The sequence below is a fragment of the Promicromonospora iranensis genome (genome assembly GCF_028994805.1).
GTDB classification, from domain to species: Bacteria; Actinomycetota; Actinomycetes; order Actinomycetales; family Cellulomonadaceae; genus Promicromonospora; species Promicromonospora iranensis.
The window spans coordinates 211313-232166 of the sequence record NZ_JAJQQP010000006.1; the positions used below are offsets into that span (position 1 = coordinate 211313).

15 protein-coding genes are annotated in these 20854 nt (G+C 73.2%); 9 read left to right on the forward strand and 6 right to left on the reverse strand.

Annotation, left to right across the window (positions count from 1 at the left end):
• Positions 1-46: 46 nt before the first annotated feature.
• Together LUM46_RS11995 and LUM46_RS12000 are read right to left on the reverse strand one after the other, a co-directional pair.
• Complete coding sequence (locus tag LUM46_RS11995; protein ID WP_274994163.1) at positions 47-2335, reverse strand: tetratricopeptide repeat protein; 2289 nt, start codon at positions 2333-2335, stop codon at positions 47-49.
• Positions 2332-4182: an HSP90 family protein gene (locus LUM46_RS12000; protein ID WP_274994164.1), complete on the reverse strand. Its 1851-nt coding sequence runs from the start codon at positions 4180-4182 to the stop codon at positions 2332-2334. Before LUM46_RS12000 ends, LUM46_RS11995 begins: the two co-directional genes overlap by 4 nt.
• A 155-nt stretch (positions 4183-4337) precedes the next feature.
• On the opposite strand from LUM46_RS12000, the gene LUM46_RS12005 reads away from it, so the two are divergent.
• Positions 4338-5171, forward strand: coding sequence for a DUF4328 domain-containing protein (locus tag LUM46_RS12005; protein ID WP_274994165.1), 834 nt, complete (start codon positions 4338-4340; stop codon positions 5169-5171).
• A 32-nt stretch (positions 5172-5203) separates the two neighbouring features.
• Positions 5204-6217: an adenosine deaminase gene (add, locus tag LUM46_RS12010; RefSeq protein WP_274994167.1), complete on the forward strand. Its 1014-nt coding sequence runs from the start codon at positions 5204-5206 to the stop codon at positions 6215-6217.
• A gap of 28 nt (positions 6218-6245) precedes the next feature.
• Here the strand turns inward: add and LUM46_RS12015 are convergent, their stop codons facing one another.
• Positions 6246-6833, reverse strand: coding sequence for a TetR/AcrR family transcriptional regulator (locus LUM46_RS12015; protein ID WP_274994168.1), 588 nt, complete (start codon positions 6831-6833; stop codon positions 6246-6248).
• A 92-nt stretch (positions 6834-6925) separates the two neighbouring features.
• Between LUM46_RS12015 and LUM46_RS12020 the strand changes: the two genes are divergently transcribed.
• Together LUM46_RS12020 and LUM46_RS12025 are read left to right on the forward strand one after the other, a co-directional pair.
• Positions 6926-7336 (forward strand): hypothetical protein, encoded by a 411-nt coding sequence (locus LUM46_RS12020; protein ID WP_274994169.1) that lies wholly within the window; start codon positions 6926-6928, stop codon positions 7334-7336.
• Positions 7337-7670: 334 nt separating this feature from the next.
• A complete protein-coding gene (locus LUM46_RS12025; protein ID WP_310242949.1) occupies positions 7671-10283 on the forward strand; it encodes an FtsK/SpoIIIE family DNA translocase in 2613 nt (870 codons plus the stop codon).
• Between the two features lie 4 nt (positions 10284-10287).
• Here the strand turns inward: LUM46_RS12025 and LUM46_RS12030 are convergent, their stop codons facing one another.
• Positions 10288-11565 (reverse strand): CapA family protein, encoded by a 1278-nt coding sequence (locus LUM46_RS12030; protein ID WP_274994171.1) that lies wholly within the window; start codon positions 11563-11565, stop codon positions 10288-10290.
• 91 nt (positions 11566-11656) lie between these two features.
• Here LUM46_RS12030 and pgsA point away from each other — a divergent pair, with 91 nt between their 5' ends.
• The 3 genes from pgsA (at position 11657) to LUM46_RS12045 (ending at position 13365) form a co-directional block, all read left to right on the forward strand.
• Positions 11657-12247 carry a CDP-diacylglycerol--glycerol-3-phosphate 3-phosphatidyltransferase gene (gene pgsA, locus LUM46_RS12035; protein WP_274994172.1) on the forward strand — a complete coding sequence of 197 codons (591 nt, stop codon included), beginning with the start codon at positions 11657-11659 and terminating at the stop codon, positions 12245-12247.
• The gene (locus LUM46_RS12040; protein ID WP_274994173.1) at positions 12244-12765 is read left to right on the forward strand and encodes a CinA family protein; all 522 of its coding nucleotides are present in this window, start codon (positions 12244-12246) and stop codon (positions 12763-12765) included. Before pgsA ends, LUM46_RS12040 begins: the two co-directional genes overlap by 4 nt.
• A 246-nt stretch (positions 12766-13011) precedes the next feature.
• Entirely contained in the window at positions 13012-13365 is a 354-nt protein-coding gene (locus tag LUM46_RS12045; protein WP_129783430.1) for a helix-turn-helix domain-containing protein, read from the forward strand.
• A 148-nt stretch (positions 13366-13513) separates the two neighbouring features.
• Here the strand turns inward: LUM46_RS12045 and LUM46_RS12050 are convergent, their stop codons facing one another.
• Complete coding sequence (locus LUM46_RS12050) at positions 13514-14311, reverse strand: DNA-formamidopyrimidine glycosylase family protein (protein ID WP_274994175.1); 798 nt, start codon at positions 14309-14311, stop codon at positions 13514-13516.
• A gap of 210 nt (positions 14312-14521) precedes the next feature.
• Here LUM46_RS12050 and LUM46_RS12055 point away from each other — a divergent pair, with 210 nt between their 5' ends.
• Positions 14522-15277: a DUF998 domain-containing protein gene (locus LUM46_RS12055; RefSeq protein WP_274994176.1), complete on the forward strand. Its 756-nt coding sequence runs from the start codon at positions 14522-14524 to the stop codon at positions 15275-15277.
• Here the strand turns inward: LUM46_RS12055 and LUM46_RS12060 are convergent.
• On the reverse strand, positions 15243-20360 hold the full coding sequence (locus LUM46_RS12060; RefSeq protein ID WP_274994177.1) for an Lhr family helicase: 5118 nt from the start codon (positions 20358-20360) through the stop codon (positions 15243-15245). The two genes, LUM46_RS12055 and LUM46_RS12060, sit on opposite strands and share 35 nt — an antisense overlap.
• Before the next feature lie 73 nt (positions 20361-20433).
• Between LUM46_RS12060 and LUM46_RS12065 the strand changes: the two genes are divergently transcribed.
• Positions 20434-20670 (forward strand): DUF3046 domain-containing protein, encoded by a 237-nt coding sequence (locus tag LUM46_RS12065; RefSeq protein WP_274994178.1) that lies wholly within the window; start codon positions 20434-20436, stop codon positions 20668-20670.
• The last annotated feature ends 184 nt before the right edge of the window (positions 20671-20854 follow it).

Consider the following 20854-nt stretch of genomic DNA (forward strand, 5'->3'; position numbering starts at 1 on the left):
TGAGGCGCACCGCCGGACCGGGTCCTGGCCGGGCGGCGCGCCGCGCTCAGGCGGTCACCCGCTCGCGGATCCAGCCGGCGTGGCCGCCGAAGCCGCTGAGCTCGTCGACGCCCTGGATCCTTGACTCCACCTCCGCGACGAGCTCCAGGCCTCGGACGGTTCCACCGGCCTCGACCGCCAGCTCCGCGGCCAGGAGGGCGCTGCGACACCAGCGTGCGACGTCGTCGGACTCCCGCAGGAGCGACTCGGCCCGGCTCGCCAGCTCGGCCGCCTCCTCCAGGGCGCCTTCGTAGAGGCCACCGAACCGGGAGGTGCCCTCGTCCTCGTCGGCGATCACGCGGGCATGCTGTTCGAGCGTCTCGGGGAGCTCTGCCCGCAGCACGGCCAGCTCGTCCGGATCGGTCGCGTCGGCGAGCGCCGCCTCGCACGCACGTGTCGCCCCGGTCATGATGCGGCTCGCCTCCGTGACGTCGCGGTTCCGCACGGCCCACGCCCACGCCCGGGTAGCACGGATCTGGCGCATGGCGTCGCCGAGCCCGGCCCACAGGTCCGCGGCGCGCTCGTACGCCAGCTCTGCGGACAGCTTCTCGCCGGCCCTGTCCAGGGCCTCCGCGGCGAGGTTCGCGAGCACCGCGTGGTCGTCCTGCTCCGGCCAGTGCTGTGCGACCTGGGCGGCGGCGAGCCAGTGCTGGGCCGCCTCCGCGTGCTCGTACCTTGCCGTCGCGCAGTCGCCGAGCCACCAGCGCACCTGCACCAGCGTTCCGTCGCCGTGCACCTCGGGGGAGGGGTCCAGGTCCGCCAGGGCCTGCTCCAGCACGGGCGCCGCCTCGTCGAAGCGGCCACCGGACATCAGGTACCCGCCCAGCCGTGCCCGGGCGACGACGGCGGTGGGCCGGTCGACCAGGTCCGCCCAGGCCACTGCCTCGAGCCCGTGGTGCACGGCGCCGGCCGGGTCGCCGTCGGCGGCGAGCACCTCGGCGAGCTGCAGGTGTGCCGCCAGGAGCCACTCGGGTGCGGCGGTGTCGCCGGCCCGGTCGATCGCGTCCGCCATGCCCGACCGCATGCCCGCCAGGTCCTGGGTCTCGCAGGCGGCGTTGTACCGGTCGACGGCCTCCCGGACACCGGCGGGCATGACCGTCGCGTCCGCCTCGGCATCCTGGCTGTGGTCGGCCGCGGTCCGGTGCGGTGCGGCGGGATCCGGAACCGGCGGTCCGGCCGTCGGCAGGACCGCGCGCAGCCCGAGCGGCAGCCGGTCGAGCAAGGGCTCGGCATCCAGGCGTGCCCGGACCCGCTCGCCGACCGCCGTCGTGCCGTTGCGCTCGTCGAACCGGGCCGCCAGCGCGAGCGCCTCCGTCCTCGCGTGGTGCGCCAGCTCGGCGGCCGTCCAGGAGCGGTGGGCGGGACCAGGGACCTGGAGCCCTCCATGACCGAGCACCACCAGCCGGTCCATGAGCAGCGCAGTGACCGCGAGGTAGCCCATGCGAGGCTCCGGCTCGCGGTCGGCATCGAAGTAGGCGGGGGTGTCGGCCAGGAGCTCGAGCCCGCGTGCCTCGTTGCCGGTGAGCGCGCAGAACTCGATGTGCCTGGCCACCGACGGCATCAGGCTCTCGGAGCCCTTGACCATCGGATAACCGCGCAGGTGGTTCCTCCGGGCCTCGTCGAGCCGGCCCAGCCGAACCAGGGGGAGCAAGGAGTGCGCCAACGCCCGGTGGGGCTCCTCGGCGCACGTCTGCCGGCCGGCGAGGACGGGTTCCCAGTGCTCCACGGCCTTCGTGTCGGCACCGTTGTCGGCGAAGAACTCGCCCTGCCGCGCGGTCTCGCAGGCGTGGCAGTCGGCCATCTCGCCGCGCTCGGCCGCGAGCCAGCCCTCGAACGCCTGCTGGGCCCGCTCGGTGTCGCCCACGTGGTCGGCGACGTAGAACTCGGACATCCGCACGGCCCGCTCGGTGTGACCGGCCAGGCGGTAGCGGCGGTCCATCTCCGCGAGCCAGTTCTCGATGGCGTCCAGCGGCACCTGGGGCAGGTCGAGCATGCCGGTGGTCATCCACTTGAAGTCCCAGAACAGGGACCGTGTGCTGGCGTGGTCGAAGACGCTCGGGTCCTCGTCCCAGAGCCGCAGCGCCCGCACGAAGGGAACCAGGGCCTTCGGCCGGTCCGCGCTGAACTCGTACGCGTTGATCAGATGGAAGAGTGCTCTGACCTCGGCCTGCGGCCCGATCTGCGTCGCTCGGTCGAGGATCTTCTCGGCGGCTGCCGCCTGAGAGATCCCGTGCGGGCGCTGCCGGTTCTCCCAGATGGCTGCCTGCAGTGTCACCAGGTCGGTGATCTCGGTCATCGGTTCGTCTCCGGGGAATCGTCGGCCTGGTCGCCACGCGCCGTCAGCGGTGCCGGCGTCGCCCACTCGAGCAGCTCGCCGAACGCACGGTTCACGAGCGCCTGGTCGACGGGCCGCAAGGGGCGCCGGGCCTGGAGCAGCGACTGCCCGTAGAGCGCTTCGGTCGCCACGCCGGCGAGGTCGGCGTCAGGCAGTGCGGCGATACGCCGCACCAGCGGGTTGAGATGGTTGAGCACGAGCCGGGCACGCGGCGCCTCGTCGCGCAGGGAGCCGAGGATCCCGGCCCAGAGGTCGTCGGCCTGGCCCTCGGCGTCGGCCCGGGCACGCTCGTGGCGGGCGGACCGGTCGTCCAGGTGGACGGCGGCCAGGGCCGCGGGGTGGAACGCACGCACGACGACGTCGCAGTCCAGCGGGTCGAGCCGAGCGCGGGCGGTGGCGAGGAACGGCGCCAGCGCGAGCTCGGCCGCGGGGTCGAGGTGGTCCAGGTGCGCCGTCACCACCGACGCGTCCAGCTCCTCCACGGTGACTCCGGGCCGGACGTGTGGCAGCGCCTCGACCAGCGCCGCGTCGTACGTGTAGCCGCCGTTGACGACGGCCATGCCCTGCGCCGCCGCGATGGCGGACACCTGCCGGAACTCGTCCACCGTGCGGGTGAAGTGCACGGTCCGGTGCCGACGCGCGAGGTCGTCGAGCGTGAGCTCTCCCTCGGACGTCTCGAAGGGCAGCCACGGCAGCATGGTGCGGAGCACGTCGGCGTCGTGCAGCGCGAGAGCCTTGACACCCAGGTGGTGCACGGCCAGGAAGCGCCGCAGGCGCTCCGGCGACGTGGTCGCGAGCTGCGCGAGCCAGCCGCGGACCCGGTCCCCGAGCGCGTCCCGCACCGCGGCCAGCGTCTCGTCCTCGTAGAGCTGCTCACGGCTGGCCGTGGGACGCAGCGAGTCGGTGTCGAGCACGCAGCGCACGAAGAACGCCCAGTCGGGCAGCAGGGTCTCCGCGCGGTCGGTGAGCAGCATCCCCTTGAGATGAACGCGGTGCCCGCCACGCTGCGCCGGGCTGACGACTCCGGGCAGCACGTAGGCGACGCCCCGGATACCGACCAGCGGCAGGTCGAGCTCGATGGAGTCCAGCGGCGCGAAGCCGAACGTGTCCTGGCAGTATGCCGACAGGGCCGCGGCCCGCGCCGTGGGGCCGGTGTGCTCGTACTCCCACGGTGGTCTCCGACCGGTGACGGGCTCGTCGCCCACCCGGACGTCGTAGGGCAGCAGCGCCCCGAAGTCCGCCGCGAGGCCGGCCACCGTGGCCGCCTCGAACCACTGCTCGCTCCCGTGGCGGGCCACCAGGTCCACCGTCGTACCGGGTTCGGGGTGCTCGGACGCCGCCAGCGTGCGGACCGTGTACGAGCCGTCGCCGCGGGCGACCCACTCCACGGGCAGCGCGTCCGGGGTGCGCGCCGAGCGGCTCACCACCCGGATGTTCTCGGCCACGACGAAACAGGCCAGCAGGCCGATGCCGAACTGGCCGAGGAACTCCTTGCGCGCCTCCCGGAGGTTGTCCCGCTTGGAGCTGCGCCCGATCGTGGCCAGCAGCTCGTGCACCTCAGGCTCGCTGAGGCCGACGCCCGAGTCGGTGACCCGCAGCGCCGACCCGGTCGCCTCGATCCGCACCGTGCCCGGTGCGTCGGGGTCGAGGGCGCGTCGCGCCGTGATGGCGTCGACCCCGTTCTGCAGCAGCTCGCGCACGTACACCCGTGGGCTGGCGTACAGGTGCTGGGACAGCAGATCGACCAGCCCACGGAGGTCTACCTGAAAAGTGTGCGGTGATTCCGCAGAGGTCTCTTGCGTCGTCATGGTGTGCGAAATGCTAGTGGCGCCCTCTGACAGTCCCCAGGAAAGTCCCCGTCCGTGCACCCGGTCCCGATCAGTCGACGCGGGTTCACCCTCAACTGGTGGGTACCGGACATAGCGGTGTGAGTACGGTGGCGGGAACACACCGGAGGCCATTGATGTCCGATCCGCGAACTCCCCACCAGAACGGTGCCGCCCGCTGGGCAGAGCCCGGCTCGCCCCAGGGCCGCCAGCCCTACCCGGAGCAGCTGGGCAGCCCCGCGCACCCGCAGTCCCCGTACGCCGAGCCTCAGTACCCCGAGCACTACTCCGGCGCGCGCACCGGGCAGCACACCGCGCAGCACACGCCCGTCGCCGGGCAGCCGCGAGTACCCGTCGACCAGGCGTACCCGCCCGCACGCCGCCGGGCGCCCGGCAAGCCACTGCCCGAGCCACCCGCCGGCCTGGCGGTCGGGACGATCGTCGCCGCGTGCTGCATGCTCTTCGTCGAGCTGGCCGGCCTGGCGATCCTGCTCGTCACCGGCGACCGGGGCGAGTCCGCCGGTATCGACGTCGGCCTGGGCCTCCGGGTGGACCCCAACGGCGGCACCGTGACCGTCCTGTTCGGCCTGGCCGCGTACGTCGCCGCCTGCGTCTGGCTGCAGGCCAGCCGGACGTTCGCCGAGGCCGCGGACCCCGCTGCGCGGTTCGCCCACGGGCGGGCCTGGACCTGGCTCGGCTGGCTGGTCCCCGTGGCGTTCCTCTGGGTCCCCTACCAGGTGGTCCGCGACATCCGCGGCGCAGTCGTGCCCGGCGGGCAGCGTCGGGTCGCCCTGGGCCTGTGGTGGACCCTCTGGCTGCTGTCCGGCCTGCACGTCCTCACCTCGATCTGGGTCGACGCCGAGGTCATCGCCCGCTCCGTCGCGGCGGTCGCGCTGACCATCGCGTTCATCTACTGGGTCCGGATCGTGCGTGAGACCACCAGGGCCCAGGAACAGCTCGCCGGGTTCTGACAGGGGCGGCGACGGGAGCTAATCTCCCCGGCATGACCACTCCCGCTCCGTCGACACGGCCACCTCGTGCCGAGCTGCACGTGCACGTCGAGGGCACGCTGGAACCGGACCTGGCGTTCGAGCTGGCGGCCCGCAACGGCGTCGGGCTGCCGTATCCCGACCCGGAGAGCCTGCGGGCCGCCTACGAGTTCGAGGACCTGCGGTCCTTCCTCGACCTGTACTCGGCGGCCATGTCGGTGCTCCGCAACGAGGCCGACTTCGCCGACCTGACCAGCGCCTACCTGACGCGCGCGGCCCGGGCCGGGGTGCGCCACGCGGAGATCAGCTTCGACCCGCAGGCGCACCTCGTGCGCGGCGTGCCGCTGGAGGCCGTCGTCGACGGCATCGCCGGCGCCCTGCGGCGCAGCGAGGTCGAGCACGGCGTCACGACCCTGCTCATCGCCGCGTTCCACCGCGACCGCGACAGCGCCGAGGCGCTCGACATCCTGGAGCGGCTGCTCGCGATGGACGCGCCGATCGTGGGCATCGGGCTGGACAACGCGGAGATCGGCTACCCACCCGGGCCGTTCCGGGACGTCTACGCGCGCGCGGAGGAGGCCGGGCTCCGGCGCACCGCCCACGCGGGGGAGGAGGGCCCGGCGCAGAACGTCCGGGACGCCCTCGACCTCCTGCACGCCGAGCGGATCGACCACGGCATCGCCGTCGTCCAGGACCCGGAGCTCGTCGCGCGCGTCGTGGCGGAGCAGGTCCCGTTCACCGTGTGCCCGGTCTCCAACGTGCGGCTGCGCGCCGTCCCTGCCCTGGCCGAGCACCCGCTGCCCGCGATGATCGAGGCGGGCATGCTCGTCAGCATCAACTCCGACGACCCGCCGTACTTCGGTGCCTACGTGGACGACGTCGACGACGCGGTCACCGCCGCGTTCGGCCTCACCCGGGACCAGCGGGCGGCGCTCGCCGCGGCGTCGTTCCGCGGGTCGTTCCTGCCCCCGGACCGGGTCGCGGCGCACCTGGCCGACGTCGAGGCCTGGCGTCTGGCGGACGGCTGAGCTACCGCTCGCCGGCCGTCGCCCGGTGTCAGGGTGCGAGCAGCGCACGCCCGACCGTTCCGGCGGCCTGGTCGAACGCCGCCGCGCGTGCCCTCTCGTCGCCCGGCAGCAGCCCGGCCAGCTCGAGCGACACCAGGCCGTGCACCAGCCCCCACAGGCCGACGGCGGCACTCAGCACGCGCTCGGCCGGCGCGCCGGCGAGAACCCTGCCGACGGCGTCGTGCAGCACCCGGAAGGTGGGGCGGTCGACGGCGGGCGCCGGATCGCGGTCGGCCGGTGACACCGCGCGGTAGAACATGACGCGGTAGAAGTGCGGGTCCGCGAGGGCGAACGTGCGGTAGGCGCCGCCGAGGGCGCGCAGGTCCTCCGCCGGGTCCTGGCCCTGGCCGACGGCGGCCAGGTGCTCGGCGAAGCGTCGGAACCCCTCGTCGCCGACCGCCTCGACCAGTGCCTCGCGCGAGCCGAACAGCGCATAGACCGCGGAGGCGCTCGTGCCCGCCGCGGCGGCGACCCTGCGCACGGTGACGGCGCTCTCGCCGTCCGACGAGATCACCCGCGACGTGACCTCGAGGAGCCGGGTGCGCAGGGCGTCGTCGTGCAGTCGTGGTCGAGCCATGCCGTGAGTGTAGAAGCCTTGACGCCAGTTTGCGAACGTTGTTTGATAACAGTGTTACGAAACCATCCACCATCTAGTCCCTGGAGGACGTCGTGCTCGAGCTCTCGGATCCGGCCCGCATCACAGCGGGCATCGTGCTGCTGACCGTCGTGGGGGTCGAGTCGGGCGGGTTCTTCCTGCTCAAGGTCTTCGGCGGCAGGCTGGTCACAACCGACCTGCAGAAGAGCTTCTACCGGGCGGGCCACGCCCACGCGGGCGTGCTGGTGATCCTCGGGCTGCTCTGCGTCCTCCTGGCGGAGGCGACGAACCTGACCGGGTTCGCGCACTGGCTGGCCGCCACCGGTGTCCTGTGGGCGGCGATCCTGATGCCGGCCGGGTTCTTCCTCTCCGCGATGGGAGAGGGGCGGACGACGCCCGGCCGCGCCGTGGTCCTGCTCCCGGTCGGGGCGACGGTCCTGGCCGCCGGTGTGGTGATGCTGGCGGTGGGGCTGCTCCTGGGCTGAGTCGCTGCGCCTGCCGGCCGAGCCTGCCGGCTGATCCGCCTAGCGGGCATAGCGCAACACACCGGACAACGGCCCGGTCCGGGACACACCGCGAGACGTCCTGGGCGGGGCCGTCGTCGCCGGTTACGGTGGCGACATCATGGCGACCCGCACGTCGGCCCGGCGAAGTTCCGGGAAGGGATCCGGGCAGGGCGCGAAGAGCGCCAGGCCCAAGGCCGCAGCGTCGAAGCGATCGACACAGCGCCGGGGGGCTACCCGCCCGGCGTCCAAGGCTGCGTCCGCGCCGTCCCGCCCACCATGGCCGGTCCGTGCGCTGCGCGGGATGTGGATGGGCATGGCGCACGCCGTGGGCGGCGCCACACGGGCCGCCGGGCCGCGGACGGCACAGGACACGTCGGACCGGGGCACGCAGAAGGCAGAGCAGCAGGGAGGGCAGGAACTGGAACCGGACCACCGGCGCGACGGCGTCGGCTTCGCGCTGCTCGCGGTGGCGGTGATCGTCGCCGCGCGCGAGTGGTGGGGCATCGACGGCGCCTTCGGCGACGGCGTGCACGCCGTGGTGGCGGGCACGTTCGGCATCGCCGGCGTGGCTCTGCCCGTGCTGCTCGTGTGGCTCGCGTTCCGCGTCATGCGCCATCCCGAGCGCGCCCAGCAGAACGGCCGGGTGGCGATCGGACTCAGCTTCCTGGTGGTCGCCACGTGCTCCCTCGTGCACATCAGCGCCGACCTGCCCTCGCCCGCCGAGGGCTTCACGCCGGTGCAGGACGCCGGCGGCGTGATCGGTTTCCTCTTCGCGACACCGGTGGTCACCGGACTGACGCAGTGGTTCGCGATCCCGCTGTACATCCTGGCCGGGTTCTTCGGCGTCCTGATCGTGACGGCGACACCGGTGCACCGGATCCCGGCCCGCCTGCGCGGCCTGTACGACCGGCTGACGGGCAACCACGGCGAGCCGTCAGCCACCGACGAGGACGGGCTCGCGCTGGCCGAGGGCGTCTCGCCGCACGACGGTGCCGCCACGGGTACGAAGCGCCGCAAGCGCCGCACCAAGCAGGAGATCGCCGCCGAGAAGGAGCGCCTCGCCGGTTTCGTGGGTGACGAGGCCTTCGAGAAGGCCGCAGAGGTCGAGGCCGCCGAGCGGGCCGCCAAGGCGGGCAAGCTCATGACGCAGCGCATCCCGACCGGCGAGTCGGCGGGCAAGGTCACCGGCGCGCCCGCCATCGGCCCCGGCGTCCTGAGGTCGGACGCCGAGCCCGGCAAGGCGGCCGACGGGCCCCGGCCACCGCAGGGCGGCGAGCCGATGCCGCGCGGCGTGCAGCCCATGCTGGAGGGCGACACGGTCTACCTGCTGCCCGACGAGGACCTGCTGGTGCAGGGACCGCCGCACAAGGCGCGGTCGGCCGCCAACGACCGGGTGGTCGAGTCGCTCACGGGCGTGTTCGAGCAGTTCGGCGTCGACGCCAAGGTGAGCGGGTTCAGCCGCGGACCGACGGTCACCCGGTACGAGGTCGAGGTCGGTCCCAAGACCAAGGTCGAGCGCATCACGTCGCTGTCCAACAACATCGCGTACGCGGTGGCGAGCGCGGACGTGCGCATCCTGTCGCCCATCCCCGGCAAGTCCGCCATCGGTATCGAGATCCCGAACACCGACCGCGAGACCGTCGTGCTGGGTGACGTGCTCCGCTCGGGGGCCGCACGGCGCACCGAGCACTCCATGGTGATGGGCGTCGGCAAGGACGTCGAGGGCGGCTACGTCGTCGCGAACCTCGCGAAGATGCCGCACATCCTCGTGGCGGGCGCCACCGGCGCCGGCAAGTCGAGCTTCATCAACTCGATGATCACCTCGATCCTGATGCGCGCCACTCCCGAGCAGGTGCGCCTCATCCTGGTGGACCCCAAGCGCGTGGAGCTCACGATCTACGAGGGTATCCCGCACCTCATCACGCCGATCATCACCAGCCCCAAAAAGGCCGCCGAGGCCCTCGACTGGGTGGTGCGCGAGATGGACTCGCGGTACGACGACCTCGCGACGTTCGGCTACAAGCACATCGACGACTTCAACACCGCCGTCCGGGCGGGCAAGGTCAAGCCCCCGGCGGGCTCGGAGCGCAAGATCGCGCCCTACCCGTACCTGCTCGTGGTGGTCGACGAGCTCGCCGACCTCATGATGGTGGCCCCGCGCGACGTCGAGGCCTCGATCCAGCGCATCACACAGCTGGCCCGTGCCGCCGGCATCCACCTCGTGCTGGCGACGCAGCGCCCGTCCGTCGACGTCGTCACGGGCCTCATCAAGGCGAACGTACCGTCGCGGCTCGCGTTCGCGACCTCGTCGGTCACGGACTCGCGCGTGGTGCTCGACCAGCCCGGTGCCGAGAAGCTCATCGGGCAGGGTGACGCGCTGTTCCTGCCCATGGGTGCCGCGAAGCCCATGCGCGTGCAGGGTGCGTGGGTGACCGAGTCCGAGGTGCACCAGGTCGTCGAGCACGTCAAGAGCCAGCTCAAGCCCGTGTACCGCGAGGACGTCGCGGCGCCCGCCGCGGCGAAGAAGCAGGTCGACGAGGACATCGGTGACGACCTGGACCTGCTGCTGCAGGCCACGGAGCTCGTGGTCACCACGCAGTTCGGCTCGACGTCCATGCTGCAGCGGAAGCTCCGCGTGGGCTTCGCGAAGGCCGGGCGGCTCATGGACCTGCTGGAGTCCCGCGAGATCGTGGGCCCCTCGGAAGGGTCCAAGGCGCGCGACGTGCTCGTGTCCGCGGACGAGCTGCCTTCGGCACTTGCTCTCATCCGCGGCGAGCAGCCCCCGCAGGTCTTCGACCAGGCGGAGGCTGACCGGGGTGCGGACGGTGGGGCTCGTGCCTCCGGCGACCAGTACGCGGAGGGGACGGACGGCCACATGCCGCCCGTGGCCACCGACTACCACGACGACGCCGAGGCGCTGCGCTGACAGGTCAGCGGGCGCGAGGGACCACCAGCGGCGGCTCGCCCGCCGGACGGGACGGGCGGCGCTGCTCGTCCGCGGTCGTCCCGGCGGCGTCCCGCGCGATCTCGAGGCGCTCCCGCAGGTCGGTCTCGGAGAGCCGGCCACGGCCCGGCCTCGCGAGTGCGTCGCGGGTGGCCCGCAGACGGTGTCCGGCGGCGAGGTCGACCGTGGTCGCCGCCCAGCGCACGTCGGTGACGCGGGCCCGCCCCTCCGGGGGCTGTACGACGTCCGCGACCAGCAGGAGCCCGACGGCGGACGCGGTTCCGCCGCAGCAGCCCGGCCCCTGGTTGGAGAGCAGGTTGCCGAGGCCGTAGCTGACCCACATCCCGTCACCCTCCGGGCCACCGCGCAGGCGGGTGATCGGCTGCGGTACGTGGGCGTGGTGGCCGATCACGAGGTCCACCTGACGGGAGCGAGCCAGCGCGCGAGTCACGTCCTGCTGGTGCGGGGTGGGCTCGGTGACGTACTCATGGCCGTCGTGCAGGCTCACCACGACGAGGTCCGCACCGGCGGCCCGGGCCGCCCGCGCCTGCTTCGCGATCCGCCCGGTGTCGACGACGTCCACCGACCAGTCGCCGCGGGGAGGCGTGAGGCCGTTCAGGCCGTACGTCGTGGCCAGGTGGGCGACGGTGACCGTCCGGTCGCCCCGGTGCAGCTCGTAGTACTGGGGCCTGCGTGCCTCCCGTCGGTCCCGCGCGGTCCCGACATGGCCCATCCCGGCCTGGTCGAGCGCACCGAGCGTCGCCGTAATGCCGTCGTACCCGGCGTCGGCCGAGTGGTTCGACGCCGTGGAACAGCCGTCCCAGCCCTGCTCGCCCAGGTCGCGGACCAGCTCCCGGGGCGCTGCGAACACGGGGTAGCCCGACGGCTCCACGCCAGGCGGGGCGACGGGTACCTCCAGGTGGCACAGTGCGAGGTCCGCCGAGCTGACCCACCGGTCGAGTCCCGACAGCAGCGGGGAGTAGTCGATGCCGTCGGGCCTGGTGGCGGAGTCGTTCACGGGCCCGTGGGGCAGGATGTCGCCCCCGGCGAGCAGGGTGAGCTCGACGTCCGGCTGCGGGCGGGCGGGGGTGGCGGACGGCGTCGTCGGCTCGCTCTGCGCGGGGGTGGCGCTCGTGTCGCCGGCGCGGGTAGTGCTCGGCGCGGTGACCGGGCCGGGGGCCGGCGTGCAGCCTGCGGCCGTGGCGAGGAGGACCCAGGTCAGTGCAGAGGACGAGAGGAACCGCAGGACGCGGGCGGAGGTCACCCCCCGGATGTTATGGCAGGTCGGCCACGGTGGCGAGCATTCGGCGCGGGAGGCGGTCGGGCCGCAGGTGAACCGCAGTTAGGCTTGAGCAATGGTCAACGACGCTCCGTCGCCCTGGAATATTGCGAACTTCGTCACGATGATTCGCATCGCCATGGTCCCGTTCTTCGCCTGGGCACTTCTCGTCGAAGGTGGGGACGACACCACGTGGCGGCTCGTGGCGACGGCGATCTTCGTGGTCGCGGCGGTGTCGGACAAGGTGGACGGCTACCTGGCCCGGTCGCGCGGTCTCATCACCGATCTGGGCAAGCTGCTCGACCCGATAGCGGACAAGCTGCTCATCGGCGCCGCCCTGATCCTGCTCTGGATCCCGCTCGGCGAGGTGCCGTGGTGGATCCCGGTGGTGATCCTGGTGCGCGAGCTCGGCATCACGTTCATGCGCATGGGCATGCTCAAGTACGAGGTGATGCCGGCGTCGCGGGGCGGCAAGCTCAAGACCGTGCTGCAGTCCGTGGCGATCTCGATGTTCCTGCTGCCGCGTGACGGCTTCGAGTGGTTCACGGTGCTCGCCTGGATCGTGCTGATGGCTGCGTTCGTGCTGACCGTCGTCACCGGCATCGAGTACGTGTACCAGGGCTGGAAGATCCGTCGCGACGCCCGAGCCAGGATGCGGAGCGTATGACCGCGCCTCGTCTGCTCGCGGAAGCGGCCGCACGGGGCTGGACCATCGGCGTGGCCGAGTCGCTGACGGGCGGCCTCGTCACGGCGGCGCTCGTCTCGGTGCCGGGCGCGTCGCGGGTGCTGCGCGGCGGCGTCGTCGCCTATGCGACGGACCTGAAGGCCGAGCTGCTCGGTGTGGACGCCGACCTGCTCGCCGAGCGCGGCGCCGTCGACGAGGCGGTCGCCGCTCAGATGGCGGCCGGGGCGCGTACCGCCACGGGTGCCGACGTGGGCCTCGCGACGACCGGGGTCGCAGGACCTGACCCGCAGGATGGTCAAGAGCCGGGTGTGGTTTTCGTCGCAGTGAGCACCCCGGTAGCGTCCGAGGTGCACCGGCTGGACCTCGACGGCGATCGGTCCCAGGTGATCGCCGACGCCGCGCGTGGGGCGCTCGAGCTGGCATGGGCGCTCGTCAGCGAGTCGCCGGGTGAAAATCGCGACACACCCTCGAAGATATTTCCTGAAGTTACAGACAAGTGAAACTTCTTGGTTTAATCTTGCACAGGACTTGACGCGGATGCCGTTCGGGAACAAGGCTCATATCCACGACGTTGTCCCGGTGTGATCATGAACAGGCCGACCACCCGGAGCCGGCGCAAGAACTCTTCGAGCGCGGGGTACGGTAGAACGAACTCCACGCACGGAGCACGCACCACACGCAAGACGCGTCCGGTCCAGGTAGGGCAGGGCGTGAGTTCAGGGACAGGCACTGAAAGGGGGCGCGAGATGGTCGTACTACGGCGAGAAATCGGAGACGTGCTGCGTGACACGCGGCAGCGTCAGGGGCGCACCCTGCGCGAGGTTTCGTCGGCGGCGCGCGTGTCGCTGGGTTACCTCAGTGAGGTGGAGCGAGGGCAGAAGGAGGCGTCGTCCGAGCTGCTGGGCTCCATCTGCGAGGCGCTCGACGTGCCGCTGTCCTTGGTCCTGCGTGAGGTGAGCGACCGCGTAGCGGTGGCCGAAGGTTTCCAGATCCCCGACACGATCCCGGCGGACTTCGTCGCGGGACTCCTCGCCAGGGGAGGCGACCGGACCGCAGCGCGGCGGGACGTCGCGCAGTCGGACCTCGCACCTGTCGGCTGACAGCCGGCGGGCAGCAAGGCAGCACTTCTGGCAAGGCAGAACGACCACGGCTGGGGCGGGACATCACGTACCTGATGTCCCGCCCCAGTCCTGTCCCGCCGCGAGCCTGTCCCGCCGTCGTGCCGGCTGGCCTGTCGTGCCGGCTGGTCTAGCGTGCGGTCGGTGCCTGGCAGGTCGAGCACCAGAACACCGGACGTTCGTAAGGCTTCTCGTTCGCCGAGCCGACGCTGACCGGGGTGCCGCACCGGTGGCACGGCCGGCCGGCCCGGCCGTGAACATGCATCTCCACGGCGCCCAGACCGCGCGCCCGGCCCACAGCCACGCTGCGCTCCATGAGCCTGCGGGCGGTGCGGAGCAGGTCGTCCCGTTCATCCTCGGCGAGGGCCCCGGCCGGCGTCCACGGGAACAGGCGCCGCGCGAACAGTGACTCGGCCATCCAGATGGTGCCGATGCCCGCGACGGTGCGCTGATCCAGCAGGGCGACGCACAACGGCCGGTCGGGCTCCCGGCCGAGCCGCACCGCCGCCTCCGACAGTCCCGTGGTGGGAAAGTCGACGCCGAGCACGTCCGGCCCCAGCCCGTTGAGGATCCGCTGCTCGTCGTGCGTGCGCAGCAGGTCGAGCATCCCGAGGTGCCACCCGGTAGCGGTCCAGGCGTCGGTGGCGAGCACCGCACGGATCGCGGGATTCCGCGCCGACGCGTCGCGCGAGCCGGTGCGGTGCACCTTCCACGTCCCCTCCATGCGCAGGTGCGTGTGGAGCGTGCGCCCGTCGTCGAGCCGGGTCAGCAGGTGCTTGCCGTACGCGCTGGTCTCCAGTGCCGTGGCACCCGTCAGGTCCGCAGCGCCCGCGCTGGGCCAGCGCAGCTCGGCTCGCACGAGGGGAAGACCGCGGAGCGCCGCGGTGAGGCGCTCGGCGGTGAGGCGTAGCACATCGCCTTCTGGCACGTATGCTCCCCTCGTCGTCGGGCTTCAGCGTAGTGTGCGCCAGGGCCGAGGTACGCCGCACAAGCGGCATATCACCCACCCGACACGGCCTGTCCGGCTTCCGTCCGGACGGTCGTCCATGCCGTATCAGGGATCGCCCGCGGAAAGATCAGGGCGCGATCAGGGGTAAAACTGATGGTTTCCGCGCGTCCGCTCCAGGACCCTAGTCTCATGACCGTCGCTGCTGCTGACCTGGAGAGACACCTTGACGTGCCGCCTGTGCCCGGAGACCCGCGCAGCACGCGGACCGTCGGCTGGTTCGGCGCGACGGCCCTGCTGCCGATGGTCGCCGCGCACGTGGTGGGCGCGTCGGTCGTCGACCCGGTCCTCGACCCGATCAGCTGGTACGCCTTCGTGCCCGGCGGCGGCGAGCTGATCCTGGCCGGCGGTCTGATCCTGGCGGCGCTCGGCCTGATCCTCACGGTCCGGATGTATCGCTCCGGCCTGGCGGTCGGTCCGGTCCCCGCCGTCGCGATGATCCTCTTCGCCGTGGCGATGGTCCTGGTCGGCGCGTTCCCGACCGACCCGCCCGGGACACCGGCGACGTTCTCCGCCACGGTGCACCGCGTCAGCGCCGCGGCGGCGTTCTGTGTGCTGCCGATCGTCGGGCTGAGTCTTGAGCGGTCGATCCGGCAGCCCCGATCGGCGCTCCCGCGGGGTCTGCGGTCGGCGGCCACGGCCCTGGGCGTGGTGGTCGCGCTGTTCCTCGTGGTGCACCTCTCGCTGGTCTTCTTCGCCGATTCCGGGGTCATGGCGTTCGGGCTCATCGAACGCGTCGGGTTCGTGATCATGATCGGCTTCCTGTTCCTGCTCGCCGCCACGATCGACCGGGAGAGCCCGACTGCGGAGCCCGAGATCGCCGGGTACCCGGCGGACGAGCCGGCGTTCCTGATCAGCGAGTCGAGATCCGCAGGCCTCGTGGGGTGACCGCGAAGCCCGCCTCCACGAGCGCGCGTGCCACCGGCTGGTGCCGCGCGGCCTCCAGGGCGGGTATGCCGTCGACCCGCTGGACCACGAGACGGCCCAGGCGGCCTTCGCGCACCGTGCGGGCCAGTGCGGCGGCGGCGACCGCGAGCCGCGCGGGGCTCTGGGTGAACGACAGCACCGTGCGCCCACCTCGCTCGACGAACAGCGTGAGGTCGCCGTGGGTGAGTACGACGACGGCGCCGGCCTTGCGCCCGGGCCGGTGCGCCGTGACGTGCCTGTTCCCGGAGCTCCCGTCCGTGGCCGGGCCTCGCTCCGCGGCCTGGTCGACGACGAGCCCGGTGCCGGCGGACATGGTGCCCACCGAGCTCCCGGACCCGCCGGCGGCCGTCCCGGAGGGCGTGCCGTCCGATGCCGGCCCCGGCGGCCACGCGAGCGCCGCACCGTACGGGTTGGCGGGGTCCATCGCGGCCAGGACCACCGCGCCGCTCGTGCTGCTGGCGCCCGTGGCGGTCGCTACCGCCGCTGTCCGCTCGGCGACCTCCAGCTCGGCCTCGACGATCCGGGTGCGGTCCTGCGCGTCGACCCGCAGGCGGTCGACGGCGCCGGGCAGCGCGAACTGCGAGCCGCCCAGGTGCTCGACGAAGTATCCGCGGCGCACTGCCCCGCGTTCCTCCAGGCCGGACAGCACGCGATACACGTCGCGGTAGCCCGCGCCGACCCCCTCGGCCGCCGCACCGGAGCGCGTGAGGACGCCGTGTCGTTCGAGCAGCACCTGGGTCAGCGCGTGGGCCCGCACGGTCGGGTCGGCCTCCCTCGTCGGGAGGGCCGCCCAGCGGCCTCCGCCTCCCGGGACGGAGGCGCTGGCCCGCAGGGCCGAGGCGGGCCGCCCCGGCGACACGGCGAACCGTGACCGCCGCACCGGCCGGGCGCGCGCGGCCGTCCGCGGTGCGCGATGGGCGCCGGCGCCGCTGACCCGTTCCCGGAGGGCACCCAGCCCGTCGTTGGTGACCTGCCCGGCCCAGACGAGGTCCCACAGCACCTCGAGCACGGCCTCCGGCTCGGCGCCGGTGAGCTCGGCGACCCGGGGGAGGAAGAAGCCGCCGGAGCCGGTCAGCAGGTCCAGCGCCGCCCGGTGCAGCTCGGAGTCGATCGGGCCCTCCTCCTCGACCGGTTCGAGCGAGGGCAGGGTGAGCGGGGCGCCGTCGGCCAGGTGGAGGGAGACCAGGCCGTCCCCGCCGCCGGAGCCGGGCAGGCGCGAGTGTCCGGCCCACAGCACCTCCCCGGCGACCGTCAGCTCGTCGAGCAGGGCGGGGGAGTAGTCGGTCACGCGTGCGGGCAGGACCAGTGTCTCCAGGGCCGACGCGGGGACGGCAGCACCCGCGAGCTGCTCGATCGCCTGGACGAGACCGTCCGCGCCGCGGAGCAGACCCGTGGAGACGTTCTGCCAGCGGGGCAGGAAGGCACCGAGGGCCTCCTGCTCGACGGGCTCCACCTCGGCCCGCAGCACCGCCAGCGACCGCCGTCGGAGCAGGCGAAGGACCCCGGGGTCACACCACTCGTCACCCGTGCCTCCGAGCGAGCCGGGGCGCAGGCTCCCGCGTGCGAGCACGCCGTCGGCCTCCAGCCGGGCCAGCCCGTGCGCGACGATCGCGACGCCCAGCCCGAACCGCTGGGCCACCGCGACGGCGCCGAACGGCCCGTGCGTGCGGGCGTGCCGGCGCAGGAGGTCGCCGAGCGGGTCCGGCACGGGTTCGGTGAACGTCTCCGGGATGCCCACCGGGAGCGCCACGCCGAGCGCGTCGCGCAGACGTCCCGCGTCCTCGGCGACGGCCCACTGCTCGACACCGGCGAACCGGACGCGGATCACGCGGCGGGTGGCCTCGAGCTCGTCGAGCCAGTGCTCCACGGCGTGCCGGGCCTCCTCGCGGGTGCGAGCCTCCAGCGCGTCGAGCGGGTGCGGTCCGGTCCGCCGGAGCAGGTCCCACAGGCCCTCCGCGTCACGGGCCTGGCGGTCCGGTGCCAGGCCCGCCAGCTCGGCCTCGGTGCGCTCCACGGCGCCGGGGTCCAGGAGGTCTGCCAGGTCGGCCGAGCCCTGCTCACCGAGCAGCTCGGCGAGGAGCTCCGGGTCGAGCGACAGGGCGGCGGCGCGGCGCTCGGCCAGCGGCGCGTCGCCGTCGTACAGGAACTGGGCCGTGTAGCCGAACAGGAGCGACTGGGCGAACGGTGAAGGGGTCGGTGTCGTGACCTCCACGACCCGGACGCCGCCGGCAGCGATCGCACGCATGAGGTCGGCCAGCGCGGTGACGTCGAAGTCGTCCTGCAGGCACTCGCGGGCGGCCTCCAGCACGATCGGGAAGTCGGGGAACTGGCTGGCCACCTCCAGCAGCTGGGCCGACCGCTGACGCTGCTGCCACAAGGGCTGCCGCTTGTCGGGCCGGCGCCGGGGGAGCAGGAGCGCCCGAGCCGCCGCCTCGCGGAACCGGGCCGCGAACATCACCGACGAGCCCAGCTCGTCACGGACCGCACCGAGCACCTCGTCCGGGTCCAGCAACAGGTCCTCGAGCGTGACCCGGCCAGGGGTGTGCTCGGCCTGCTCGGGCTGCGCACCGGAGTCGCCGCCCTCGGGTCCGGCGGCGCCCATGCCCCACGGGTCGCCGTCCCAGCCGCCGCCGGAGTCGGGCAGCCGCAGCACTATGCCGTCGTCCGAGTGCATGGCGGCGACATCGAGGCCGAACCGGGCTCTGAGCCGGGCGGAGATCACGAGGGCCCACGGCGCGTGCACCCGTGCGCCGAGCGGCGAGTGGATCACCACGCGCCAGTCGCCGAGCTCGTCGCGGAACCGTTCCACGACGACTGTCCGGTCGTCGGGCACGCGCCCCGTACCCAGTCGCTGCTCGGTGAGGTAGGCGGCCAGGTTGTCCGCCGCCCAGGCGTCGAGCCCGGCCTCGCGCAGGTGCTTGCGTCCGGCCTCGGGGTCGGCGGCCAGGGCTGCGTCGGCCTCGCGGACGAAGGCGCCCACCGCCCGCCCGAGCTCGGCCGGCCGGCCCTGCGCGTCGCCCTTCCAGAACGGCAGGCGTCCGGGCAGACCGGGAGCCGGGGTGACCAGTACCCGGTCGGTGGTGATCTCCTGGATGCGCCAGGTGCTCGACCCGAGCGTGAACGTGTCACCCACCCGGGACTCGTAGACCATCTCCTCGTCGAGCTCCCCGACCCGCTTGCCGCCGCGCATGCGGGCGGACCCACCGGTCACGGCATCGGTGAGGGCGTCGCCGGGTGCGCCGCCGTCGGGCGCGTCGGTGGCGAGGAAGACGCCGTAGGCGCCCTTGTCCGGGATGGTGCCGCCGCTCGTGGCGGCCAGGCGCAGCGCGCCGGGCCGCCCCCGCAGCATGCCCGTCGCACGGTCCCAGGTGATGCGGGCCCGCAGCTCCGCGAAGTCCTCGCTGGGATAGCGGCCGGCGAGCATGTCGAGCACGGCTCGCCAGGTGGCATCGCCGAGGTGCGCGAACGGTGCGGCCCGGCGGACGAGGGCCAGCAGGTCGTCCTCGGCCCAGTCGTCGACCGCGAGGGCCGCCACGATCTGCTGCGCCAGGACGTCGAGGGGATTGGCGGGGACGTGCATGTGCTCGATCTCGCCGGCGCGCATGCGCTGGGCGATGACGGTGGCCGGCACGAGGTCACCGCGGAACAGCGGGAAGACGATGCCCTTGGACACCGCGCCCACCTGGTGCCCGGCACGGCCGATGCGCTGCAGCCCGCTCGCCACGGACGGCGGTGCCCCGACCTGGACCACGAGGTCCACCGCGCCCATGTCGATGCCGAGCTCCAGGGACGACGTGGCGACCACCGCGGGCAGCCTGCCCTCCTTGAGCTCCGTCTCGGTGCGGGTGCGCTCCGCGCGGCTCATCGAACCGTGGTGGGCGCGCGCCAGGACCGTCTCGCCCTGACCGGTGGCGTCCCGGCCGGGCACGGCCTCGGGCATGCCGCGCTGTCCGGGTGCTGGCCGGGGAAGGCCCGCGCTGGTGCCCGACTGGCCGGGCACCAGGGCGGCCCACGTGCTTGCCGGGTCGGCGATCTCCAGGCCTTGGCGCTGCGCCCACACCTCGTTCATGCGGGCCGTCAGGCGTTCGGCCCCTCGCCGGTTGTTGGTGAAGACGATGGTCGAGGTGTGGTCGGCCACGAGGTCGACCACCCGTTCCTCGACGTGCGGCCAGACCGAGGCCCGGCGCAGCGGCCGCGTGGCCTCGCCCGAGAGGTCGACCTCGTCGTCACCCGGGGAGGGCGTGGCGTCGGACGGGCCGGTGGCAGGCGCGCTGTCGAGGTCCGCGAGGTCAGGGACCGGCACGACGACGTCGATCGCCCACTCCTTGTGCGACGGCGGCTGCACGACGGCCACCTCACGTGCCGAGCTGTCGGCCCGTCCGCCACCGAGGAACCGCGAGACGGCGTCCACCGGGCGCACCGTGGCGGACAGGCCGATCCGCTGCGCGGGCCGGTCGAGGAGCGCGTCGAGGCGTTCCAGGCTGAGCGCCAGGTGGGCGCCGCGCTTGGTGCCCGCGACGGCGTGGATCTCGTCGAGCACCACGGTCTCCACCCCGGCGAGACCGGCGCGGGCCGACGAGGTGAGGATGAGGAACAGCGACTCCGGGGTCGTGACGAGGATGTCCGGGGGACGGGTGGCGAACGAGCGCCGCTCGCTCGCGGGCGTGTCACCGGTGCGCATGCCGACCGTGACGTCCGGGACCTCCACGCCGTCCCGGGCCGCCGCCTGGCGGATGCCGGTGAGCGGGGAACGCAGGTTGCGCTGCACGTCGGCGGCGAGGGCCTTGAGCGGCGACACGTACAGCACGCGGCAGCGGTGGGCCCGGTCCTCGGGCGGGGGAGCGTGCATGATCCGGTCGATCGACCAGAGGAACGCCGCGAGCGTCTTGCCGGACCCGGTCGGCGCGACCACCAGCGCATGCTGGTCGCGGGCGACGGCTTCCCACGCGCCGGCCTGGGCGGCGGTGGGCTGTGCGAACGCCCCGGTGAACCAGGCGCGGGTGGCAGGTCCGAACCGGGAGAGCGGGTCGTCGGGCGTGGGCATGGACCCATTCTGTCCCTGACCACTGACATGGGCTGGTTGTCAGGGCGGGCCAGGGGCGACGTAGGGTTGACGGGTGCGCGAACGGGATTTCTGGCAGCTGATCGACGAGGTGTTCGGCTCTGCCTACGGGCGTGCCCTGGCGCGCGAACAGGTGCTGCCCGCGCTCGACGGCCGGACCCCGGCCGTCGCGCTGGACGAGGGCGACGAGCCGCGCGACGTGTGGCATGCGCTGTGCGACGCGCTGGACGTGCCGGACGCCGAGCGGTGGGGCGAGGACAAGCACCGGCAGGCACCGCCGCCCCGCCGCTGAACCGGTGCGGCGGTGAACGCGAGAGTCCCGGGCTGACAGTCGCCGGACCGGCGAGATGTCCTGCGACACACCGATGTGTCGCGCCTTGCCTCGAACAGGCGTTCGGCTAGACTTTGACCACAGACACGGATTTCGGAACGTCGTCCACAGGCGGCGGCCGGAGAAGGCGTTCGTGTCAGTGGCT

Coding starts and splice junctions, on each gene's coding strand:
- LUM46_RS11995 (WP_274994163.1), bottom strand. CDS start 2,335: ATGACCGAGATCACCGACCTGGTGACACTGCAGGCAGCCATCTGGGAG.
- LUM46_RS12000 (WP_274994164.1), bottom strand. CDS start 4,182: ATGACGACGCAAGAGACCTCTGCGGAATCACCGCACACTTTTCAGGTA.
- LUM46_RS12005 (WP_274994165.1), top strand. CDS start 4,338: ATGTCCGATCCGCGAACTCCCCACCAGAACGGTGCCGCCCGCTGGGCA.
- add (WP_274994167.1), top strand. CDS start 5,204: ATGACCACTCCCGCTCCGTCGACACGGCCACCTCGTGCCGAGCTGCAC.
- LUM46_RS12015 (WP_274994168.1), bottom strand. CDS start 6,833: ATGGCTCGACCACGACTGCACGACGACGCCCTGCGCACCCGGCTCCTC.
- LUM46_RS12025 (WP_310242949.1), top strand. CDS start 7,671: ATGGCGCACGCCGTGGGCGGCGCCACACGGGCCGCCGGGCCGCGGACG.
- pgsA (WP_274994172.1), top strand. CDS start 11,657: ATGGTCAACGACGCTCCGTCGCCCTGGAATATTGCGAACTTCGTCACG.
- LUM46_RS12040 (WP_274994173.1), top strand. CDS start 12,244: ATGACCGCGCCTCGTCTGCTCGCGGAAGCGGCCGCACGGGGCTGGACC.
- LUM46_RS12045 (WP_129783430.1), top strand. CDS start 13,012: ATGGTCGTACTACGGCGAGAAATCGGAGACGTGCTGCGTGACACGCGG.
- LUM46_RS12055 (WP_274994176.1), top strand. CDS start 14,522: ATGACCGTCGCTGCTGCTGACCTGGAGAGACACCTTGACGTGCCGCCT.
- LUM46_RS12060 (WP_274994177.1), bottom strand. CDS start 20,360: ATGCCCACGCCCGACGACCCGCTCTCCCGGTTCGGACCTGCCACCCGC.